Annotated in this window: 6 protein-coding genes; 4 read left to right on the forward strand and 2 right to left on the reverse strand. The window is 67.8% G+C overall.

The window, feature by feature from the left end:
- Positions 1-15: 15 nt before the first annotated feature.
- Positions 16-3,801, reverse strand: coding sequence for a glycerophosphodiester phosphodiesterase family protein (locus GSE44_RS26340; RefSeq protein ID WP_159351203.1), 3,786 nt, complete (start codon positions 3,799-3,801; stop codon positions 16-18).
- A gap of 78 nt (positions 3,802-3,879) precedes the next feature.
- Positions 3,880-4,704: a DeoR/GlpR family DNA-binding transcription regulator gene (locus tag GSE44_RS23185; protein ID WP_159351204.1), complete on the reverse strand. Its 825-nt coding sequence runs from the start codon at positions 4,702-4,704 to the stop codon at positions 3,880-3,882.
- Between the two features lie 241 nt (positions 4,705-4,945).
- Between GSE44_RS23185 and GSE44_RS23190 the strand changes: the two genes are divergently transcribed.
- Genes GSE44_RS23190 through GSE44_RS23205 form a run of 4 tightly spaced genes read left to right on the forward strand, consistent with a single transcriptional unit; the run spans position 4,946 to position 9,080 of the window.
- A complete protein-coding gene (locus tag GSE44_RS23190) occupies positions 4,946-6,037 on the forward strand; it encodes an ABC transporter ATP-binding protein (RefSeq protein WP_159351205.1) in 1,092 nt (363 codons plus the stop codon).
- 19 nt (positions 6,038-6,056) lie between these two features.
- Positions 6,057-7,340: an ABC transporter substrate-binding protein gene (locus tag GSE44_RS23195; RefSeq protein ID WP_159351206.1), complete on the forward strand. Its 1,284-nt coding sequence runs from the start codon at positions 6,057-6,059 to the stop codon at positions 7,338-7,340.
- A gap of 16 nt (positions 7,341-7,356) precedes the next feature.
- Positions 7,357-8,232 (forward strand): carbohydrate ABC transporter permease, encoded by an 876-nt coding sequence (locus tag GSE44_RS23200; protein WP_159351207.1) that lies wholly within the window; start codon positions 7,357-7,359, stop codon positions 8,230-8,232.
- On the forward strand, positions 8,229-9,080 hold the full coding sequence (locus tag GSE44_RS23205; protein ID WP_159351208.1) for a carbohydrate ABC transporter permease: 852 nt from the start codon (positions 8,229-8,231) through the stop codon (positions 9,078-9,080). Before GSE44_RS23200 ends, GSE44_RS23205 begins: the two co-directional genes overlap by 4 nt.
- The last annotated feature ends 299 nt before the right edge of the window (positions 9,081-9,379 follow it).

Genomic DNA, 9,379 nt, shown 5'->3' on the forward strand with positions numbered 1-9,379 from the left:
CCTGGACCCACCCGGTCAGCCCATCAGCGTGTTCCAATCGGAGACTCCGGACACGCCGAGGAGGCCGACGGAGCCGCCCGCGAAGGACACGATGCTGTCGAGGCTGCCGCTGCCGTCGATGTCAACCTCCGCGACGTCAAAGGAGGTGATGCCGTCCAGACGAAGGTAGTCGACCCCGACCTTGAAGTCCGTGACGATATCAGTGCCTGCCGACACAGATGCCGAGTAGACGAACAGGTCGGCGCCGTCCCCGCCGGTCAGGCGGTCGTTGCCCTGGCCGCCGTCCAGGAAGTCGTCGCTGCCGCCGCCCTCAAGGACGTCGTTGCCTCGGCCGCCGAAGAGGAAGTCGATGCCCTTCCCGCCGAGAATGTGGTCGTCGCCGTTCTCGCCCCAGATCTGGTCCGAGCCGTCGAGACCGGTCAGGCTGTCATTGCCGTTTCCGCCGTAGATGACGTCCTCGCCATTGTTGCCGGTGAACGCCTCTGCCTTGTTCGTCCCAGCAATCGGGGCGTTGTTGGCGCCGCCGGTCACCGTCACCGTCACCCGGGCAGTCGAGGTCGCGCCGGCGCTGTCGGCCATCGTGTAGACAAAGCTCTCTTGCAGGGAGGCGCCCGGTGCCAGGAGGTCAAATTCATCTGCATCGGCGGAGTAGGTCAGCGTCATCATGAACGTGTCGAGGACGACCGTGCCCCTCAGACCGGCTGTCTCCACAGACACGATCGACCAGGTATCGCCGGCGTCGGCGTCGCTGTCGTTGCCGAGCAGCGTCCCCCACAGGTTGGAGGACGTGGCGTCCTCCAGCACGCCGACGGCGTCGTTGGCCGCCAACGGCCCGTCATTCACCCCGGTGACCTTCCATGTGGCGGAGGTGCCGACCGTCGCGATGCCGTCGGTCACGCCGTAAGCGACGGTGACGAGGCTCATCTCGCCGGCGCGCAGACCCTGGAAGGCCGCCGCGGAGGTGTCGAGGCCGAAGAGCCCAGTCGATGCGTCGAAGGACACGCCTGCGGGCAGTGGGTCCTTCCCAAGCACCACCGAGAGGTTGGTGCCGGCATCGATGTCCGTGGCTCCCTCCAAGGCGAGGAGGGACACGGCCCCGCCATCCTCCGTCGCCGCCGCATGAAGGGGCGCCGCAATCACCGGGGCATCGTTCACGCCCACCACAGTCACGGACACCACGGCACTCGAAGTCGCGCCGCGCCCGTCGGTGACCGTGTAGCCGAAGCTGTCGACTGCCGTCGCGCCGGCGCCCAGCGCCGCGAAGGCCGGGTTGGAGGCCGCGTAGGAGAGGGCCTGCGTTCCGGCGTCAAAGGACACCGCGCCGAGGGTGCCGTTGGTATCGACGGAGACGAGGATTTTCACGTCGCCTGCATCGGCGTCAGTGTCGTTGGCGGTCACGACCGCCGCGAGCCCGGTCTCGGCCAGGCCGGCCGTGACCTGGACGGCGTCCGCCCGGGCCTGGATCGGGGCATTCGGATCGGCGGTCTTGATCATGGAAACCTCGTCCAGCGCCAGTCCGGCGCCGTCCAGCTTGCCGCCGGTCTGCGCGAAGACGAGCCGGTCGGAGCCATCGCCGGAGCCGCCCAGGACCTCCACGGAAACCGTCTCCCAGGCCGCGCCGCTCGGCGCGCCTTGGTAGACAATCTTGCCACCATAGGTGACGGTCAGGCCTTCATTGTCCTTCAGGTCGGTATCGGCCACCTGGAAGCTGAGCCGATAGGTCGCACCCCTCTGAACGCCCGCCACGTCCTGCGCTAACTGCACGTTATTCTGCCAGCCATCCAGGTCCGTCCAGTACTGTCCCTTTGCGGCGCTGACGCCGCTGACCGTGTCGCGGTGCTGCTCCACGCGGCCGGTAGCGAGGTTGTCCCAGCCCGGCATCACGCCGTCGGGGCTGTACCGGCCCCAGTCGCGGTACTCGGTGCTGTTGATGTTCTCGAAGCCGCCATTGAAGATCAGGTTGCCGTCAGCGGCGCCCGCTGGGGCAGCGGCCGTCTTGATCATCGCCACGTTGTCCAGCGCCAGCCCCGCACCGTTCAGCTTGCCGCCGGTCTGCGAGAAGATGAGCGTGTCGGAGCCGTTGCCCGAGCCACCGACGACCCTCACGGACATCTTCTCCCAGGCCGCGCCCTTCGGCGCCCCGGAATAGACCACCACGCCGCCATAGGTGACGGTCAGCTTCTCCGCGTCCGTCAGGTCCGTATCGGCGATCTGGAAGCTGAGCTGGTAAGTGGCGCCCTTCTCCACGCCCTCCACCGTCTGAGCGAGTTGCACGTTGTTCTGCCAGCCGTCCAGGTCTGTCCAATAGGCGCCTTCCACGGCCTTGACGCCGCTGACCGTGTCCTGGTGCTGCTCGACGCGGCCGGTTGCCAGGTTCACCCAGCCGGGCATGAGGCCGTCCGCGTCGTACCGCCCCCAGTCGCGCACCAGCGTGCCGTCGATGTTCTCGAAGCTGCCGTTCTGGATCAGGTTCGGCGCCAGCGGCAGGGCGCGGGCGGGCTCGGCGGCGGCGCGCGCGGCCTCCAGCGCGCCCACGGCCGCGGCGATCCCGGCGGGGGCGGTGTCGGAGGCAAGGGCGGCCAGGGCAGCACCCGTCAGGCTCACCCCGTCGTCGAAGGTGACGTTGCCCGGCAGCGCGCCGGCCGCGCCATCCTCGAAGACCAGGGCGCCGCCATCGGCGAAGGTCACCACCAGGTCCCCGTCCAACCTGCCCACCGCGATCTTGGTGGAGGCGATGTCCTCGACCACCACTGCGCTGCCCGCGGCGGCCACGACGAGGTCAATCCCGTCGCCCGCGGTGTAGCGAATCGTGTCCGCGTCGCCCGCCGCGATCGCGTCGTTGCCGACGCCGCCGGCCAGAATGTCGACCCCGGTGCCGCCGAACAGCACGTCGTTGCCGCCGCCGCCGCGCAGGGTGCTGCCGTCGCCGCCTGCCACGATGACATCATTGCCGCCGTCGCCGTTCAGGACGTCGTTCCCGGCGCCGCCGAGGAGAGTGTCATTGCCCTGCAGGCCGTACACGACGTCGTTGCCGTTCGTGCCGCTGACCACGTCTGCGGCGATGCCGCCGTAGACGGTGTTGAAGCCTTCCACCGAGTCCACGTACTCGCGGGCCACGCGGGTGTTGTCGGAGTAGACGCCGTCCACCCCCATGTCGATGAGCCCCTGTAGCTCCTCGCCCGTGCCGGTATGCGTCCAGGCATAGACCTTCAGCCCCGCGGCATGGGCCTTCGCAACCAGCGAGGCGGAGATGTAGGGGGTGTTGACGGAAATGGTGTCAGCCCACTCCGCGACGGTGTCGAGGTTCACGCTGTTGAAGTTGTACCCGACATAGTCGATCGAGGTGCTGATGCCCGCGGCCGGGTAGAGCGTGTTGGCGAGCCGCTGGGTGGCCGAGGTGTCGAAGGACGAGACAGAGATGCCGTCGGTGCTGGTGATTCCGCGCTCCACCAGCAGGTCCACCAGGGCCTGCGGCATGTCCAGGCCCTTCGCGGCGTGGGCCGCCGGGCTCTTCATCTCGATGCTGATCTTGATCTCGCGCCCGGTCTCCGCCTCCTTCGCCGCGATGAGGTCAAGCGCCTGGTCCAGCGTCATGGTGCCGGGGCTGGAGGCCAGCAGCTTGGCGTAGGTGGTGGTTGGGATGGAGCCGGTGTCGTGGGCAACGACCAGCACGCCGTCCGAGGTCATCTGGATGTCGAACTCAGCCCAGTCCGCGCCCCAGTCGATCGCGTGGGCATGCGCGTCAGCGGAGTGGTCGGCGTAAGGGTTGGTGCCGCGATGGCCGAAGATCTCGAGGGTCATTTTGTCTCTCGGGCGTCGATGCCCACCCGGCCGCGGGCGGCGGGTGGCTGGGCTGATGGAAGGGGCGGCGGCGGGTGATCAGGGGCGGTCGTGACCGCCCGCCAGGAGGGGCGGGCATGGCACGATCGCCGTATCCGATCCGGCCAGCCGGTCGCGTATCGCCGGTGGCAACTCCGCGTCGCAGAAGACAGCGGAAACGTCCTCGATCCACCCACCGCGCACATGCGCCGGGCGGCCGAACTTGGAGGCGTCGAATACCAGGAAGGACCGGCGGGCGTGGCGCATCATCACCTCGCGGATGCGCACCTCCTCGCGCGAGTAGTCCAGCAACGAGCCGTCCGCGTCCACGCCGCCGACACCGAAGATCGCGATGTCCACGCGGTAGGCGCCGAACAGCTCCTCCCCCATCGGGCCGCAGACGTCGAGGTCGCCGGTGCGGACGGTGCCGCCCGCGATCGCAACCTCGAATTCAGGGTTCTGCGCCGCCGCCAGGCCGAGGGGCAGGTTGTTGGTGACGATCTTCAGTCCGCGATGGTCGGAGAGGCACTCTGCCACAATCTGCGGCGTTGTCCCGATGCCGAAGGAGACGCAGGCGCCGTCCGGCACGTGCCGCGCCACAGCGGCGCCGATCTGCCGCTTCGCCGCGCGGTTCAGCACCTGACGGTCCCGAAATGTCATGTTGCTGGCGTTGGAGGGGCAGGTGATACCGCCGTGCCGCCGGCGCGCCACGCCCTGCTCACAGAGGCCGTTGATGTCGCGCCGGATGGTCTGGGTCGTAACCTCGAAATGCTGAGCGAGCTCGTCTACCCGCAGAAACTCCCGGGTCTTGAGCATCTCGGCAATCATCGCCTGCCGGCTCTGGGAGGCGGCGCCGATGTTCAATTGGAAAGACGACCTGTTCATGCGCGGCGTCTTAACGATGCGGTGTGCCGGGGTGGGTGACAGGTCGAAGAAGGATTCGTGTACCTCGCCTGAAGACGCAAATCCGCTCAACATGGCCTCATTCTGGAGTATGTACGCGTCGCCCGGATCCCAGCACCTGGTGGCGCCGAACGCTGCGGGCCCACGGCCCTGCCGGCAACGTCACGAAACAGACATCGAAGCAACATTCATTCGAAGCAAGCGGTGCCTATCAGCCCCGCCTATGAACCCGACCGACGGAAGGAGGGCCGCCATCCAGCTGGACGCCGTGCGCAAGCGGTTCGGCGACACGGTGGCCCTCCATGACATCACCCTGACCGCCGCGCCCGGTTCGCTCGTCGTGCTGCTCGGCCCCTCTGGCTGTGGCAAGTCTACGCTGCTGCGCGTGCTAGCCGGACTCGAGGAGGCAACGGGCGGCGCGGTCCGCCTCGGCGGGCGCGACGTCACAGGGTTGCCGCCGGCGGCACGCGGCATCTCCATGGTGTTCCAGTCCTATGCGCTCTTTCCTCATCTGACGGTGGCGGAAAACATCCTCTTCGGCCTGCGGGCGCGGAAGGTGGCGCGGGCGGAGCGCGACGGACGGCTTCGGCGCACTGCCGCCATGATGGGCCTGGCGCCGTTGCTGGAGCGCCGGCCAGCGCAGCTCTCGGGCGGGCAGCAGCAGCGGGTGGCGCTGGCCCGCGCCATCGTGGCCGAGGCGCCGGTCTGCCTGATGGACGAGCCGCTGTCGAACCTTGACGCCAAGCTGCGTGCCGAGATGCGGCACGAGATCCGCTCCCTGCAGAAGCGTCTGGGCCTGACCATGGTCTACGTGACCCACGACCAGGTGGAGGCGATGAGCATGGCCGATCAGGTCGTGCTGATGCGCGACGGCCGGGTCGAGCAGGACGCCACCCCCGCCGAGCTCTACGCTCGCCCCGCAACCGCCTTCGCTGCCGGCTTCATCGGCACACCGCCCATGTCGCTGCTGCGCCTCGAGGCGTCGCCGGGTGGCGCCTGTATTGCCGGTGCGCCGGACCATCCGGTAGCCCCGGCCGAGGCCGCCGGCGTGCTGCTCGGCCTTCGGCCGGAGGATGTGGTGCCGACCGACGGCCACGGCCTTCCCGCGGTCGTCAACAGCGCCGAGTTCCTTGGGGCCGAGACGGTGCTGCGCTGCGCGGTGGGAAGCGAGGTCCTGCAGGTCCGCATCCCTGGCCACCACATGCTGGCGACCGGCAGTTCCATTCGCCTGCGGCTGCCTCCGCCGGCGCACCTCTTCGACCCTGCGACCGGCCGGCGCCTTCCGCTGCCCGCCTCCGCACCCGCTTTCGCCTGATCACGAGAGGACAATTACCATGTTGGTCACCCGTCGCGCCGCCCTCGGCGCGCTCGCTACCTCGCCCGTGCTCGCCGCACCCGCCCTGCGCGCACAGACGCCCGTGCAGATCACCTTCAACTACCCGGTGGCTGTCGGCGGCCCGATCACGAAGGTGATCGACGGCTACTGTGCGGATTTCGGGAAGGCGAACCCCGGGATTCGCGTGCGCCCGGTCTACACCGGCACCTATCAGGACTCCATCACCAAGGCGCTGACTGCCGCACGTGGCGGCGACGCCCCACAGATGGCGTGCCTGCTCTCCACCGACATGTACACTCTCATCGACGAGGGCGTGGTCGTGGCCTGGGACGAGCTGCCCGGGGCCGATAAGGGTTGGATGGACAGCTTCTACCCCGGCTTCATGGAGAACAGCCGCACAGGCGGCAAGACCTGGGGCGTCCCGTTCCAGCGCTCCACCATCGTCATGTACTACAACAAGGACGCCTTCCGAGAGGCCGGCCTGAACCCCAAGACCCCGCCCGCGACCTGGGCCGAGCAGGTGAGCTTCGCGCAGAAGCTGACCAAGCGGCAGGGCGACAGCGTGTCGCAGTGGGGTATCCAGATTCCCGGCTCCGGCTTTGCCTACTGGATGTTCCAGGCGCTGGCGACACAGAACGATGTGCGCCTGATGAACGAGGCGGGTGACCGCACCTCCTTCGCCGATCCGAAGGCGGTCGAGGCGGCTCAGTACTGGCTGGACCTGTCCACGAAGCACAAGGTGCACCCGCCGGGCATCGTGGAGTGGGGCACCACGCCACGTGACTTCTTTGAGCGGAAGGTGGCGATGATGTGGACCACCACGGGCAACCTGACCAACGTCAAGAACAACGCGCCCTTCCCCTTCGGCGTCGCGATGCTGCCCGCAGGCCGGCGCCGCGGCAGCCCGACGGGCGGCGGCAACCTCTATGTCTTCAAGTCCGCAAGCCCGGCGCAGCGCGAGGCGGCGGTGAAGTTCGCGCGCTTCCTGACGGAGCCGGAGCGCGCGGCCCAGTGGGGCATCGACACGGGTTACGTGGCCGTGAGCCCCGCCGCCTTCGAGACGCCCAAGATGAAGGAGTACGTCGCCGGCTTCCCGGCGGCAGCTGTTGCGCGAGACCAACTGCCGCATGCCGTGGCGGAGCTCTCGACGCATGAGAACCAGCGCGTGACGAAGGCGCTGGAGGACGCGCTCCAGTCCGTGCTGACCGGCCGCGTGCAGCCGGCCGCCGCCCTGACCAAGGCCCAGGAAGACGCCGAGCGCATCCTGCGCAGCTACCGCTAAGAGGCGGCCCAGGCCCATGCGTGGACGCGCGACACTTCACGCTTGGCTGATGCTGGGTCCGGCCATGGTGCTGCTGGTCGCCTTCACCCACTATCCGGTGGTGGCGACCTTCTGGCACTCGCTCTTCTCCACCCCGCGCGGGGCGCGCCCGGCGCGCTTCGTCGGGCTGGAGAATTACGACGTCCTCGCCGCTGACCCCATCTTCTGGCAGGCTTTGACGAACAACCTGATCTACGCGCTGGGCACGGTGCCGCTCTCCATCGCGCTGGCGCTGGTGATGGCGCTATGGGTGAATGGCCGCATCGCCGGAAAGGCGGCACTGCGCGTGGCCTATTTCACGCCCACGGTCCTGCCGATGATCGCGGTCGCCAATCTCTGGTTGTTCTTCTACACGCCGGATTACGGGCTGGTGGACCGGCTCACTCAGCTCCTTCTCGGCTGGGGCGCCACCAACTGGCTCGGCAGCCGGGAGACGGCGCTGGGCGCGATGATGGTCGTCGCGGTCTGGAAGGAAGCCGGGTTCTTCATGATCTTCTACCTGGCTGCGTTGCAGGCCATCCCGCCCGTGCTCTACGAGGCGGCGGCGGTCGAGGGCGCCTCCCGATGGGAGGTGTTCCGCCGCGTCACTCTGCCGCTGCTAGGCCCCACCACCCTGTTCATCGCCGTCAACGCTCTGATCAACGGCTTCCGGCTGGTGGACCATATCATCGTCATGACGCGCGGCGGGCCGGACAACGCCACCGCCCTGCTCCTGACCTACATCTATGAGGTCGGCTTCCGCTTCTGGGACACCTCGCAGGCCTCGGCACTCACCATGGTACTGCTTCTGCTCCTGATGTTGATCGCCCTGGCGCAGTTCACCTTTCTGGGCCGGCGGACCCATTACCGATGAGCACGACAACGATGATGCACGCTGCCGCGGTGCCGCCGCGCCTGCGTGTGGGGCTGTGGCTGGAGACCCTCGGTGCCTGGACACTGGCGATCGCCTGGGTAGCGCCGCTGCTTTATGCCATCTGGGCCGCCATCCACCCGACCGGCTACGCCGCGCGCTTCGACCTCCTCGCGCCACTGACACTGGACAACTTCACCGCCGCCTGGAACGCTGCTCCCTTCCCGCGCTACATGCTGAACAGCCTGCTGCTCGTCACTTTCGTGACGGGCTCCCAATTCGTCCTCGGTACGCTGGCCGCCTTCGTCTTTGCCCGCAGCACGTCGCGGTGGACCGGGCTGCTCTTCGCCCTGGTGCTGGTCCAGCTGATGATCATGCCGGACATGCTTATCATCGAGAACTACCGCACCATGCGCGCGCTCGGTCTGGTAGACACCGTGGTCGGCATCGGCCTTCCCTACGTCGCCTCTGCGTTTGGCATTTTTCTGCTGCGTCAGACATTCAAGCAGGTACCGCGCGAGTTGGAGGAGGCCGCGCGGGTCGAGGGTTGCAGCACCTTCGGTATCCTGTGGCGCGTCTATGTGCCCCTCGCCCGTCCGACCTACCTGGCCTACGGCCTCACCTCCGTGGCCTACCACTGGAACAACTTCCTTTGGCCATTGGTGATCACCAACACTGTAGAGACCCGGCCGCTGACCGTGGGCCTTGCCGTCTTTGCCTCCACCGATCAGGGCGTCGACTGGGCTATCATCAGCGCGGCCACCCTGCTCACTTCGGCACCGCTCCTTCTTGCCTTCCTGCTTTTCCAGCGCCAGTTCGTGCAGTCGTTCATGCGTGCCGGGATCCGATGAGCGACGGCACGTCCTGATCGTGCCCCGACGCGTGGTGTAGCAGCTGTGGGTAAGTGGCCTGCCGGAGCGAGATCAGGGGTTGAGCGCAGGCGGGCTACTTATCCACAGCGGGGGCTGCCCTGGCGGGGTGGCCACCGTCGATCTCTGGCTATGGTTCGAGTGCGACCTTGAGCCCTCAGCACAGAGATGACGATGACCGACGACAAGATGGCGCTGCTGGAGTTGATCGAGAAGAGCGCCGATGGTGATCTGGTGCGCGAGATGCTGGGCTTTGCCGCCGAGCGCCTGATGGAGGCCGA

The organism is Muricoccus harenae (assembly GCF_009848505.1).
In the GTDB taxonomy this organism is placed as follows: domain Bacteria; phylum Pseudomonadota; class Alphaproteobacteria; order Acetobacterales; family Acetobacteraceae; genus Roseomonas; species Roseomonas harenae.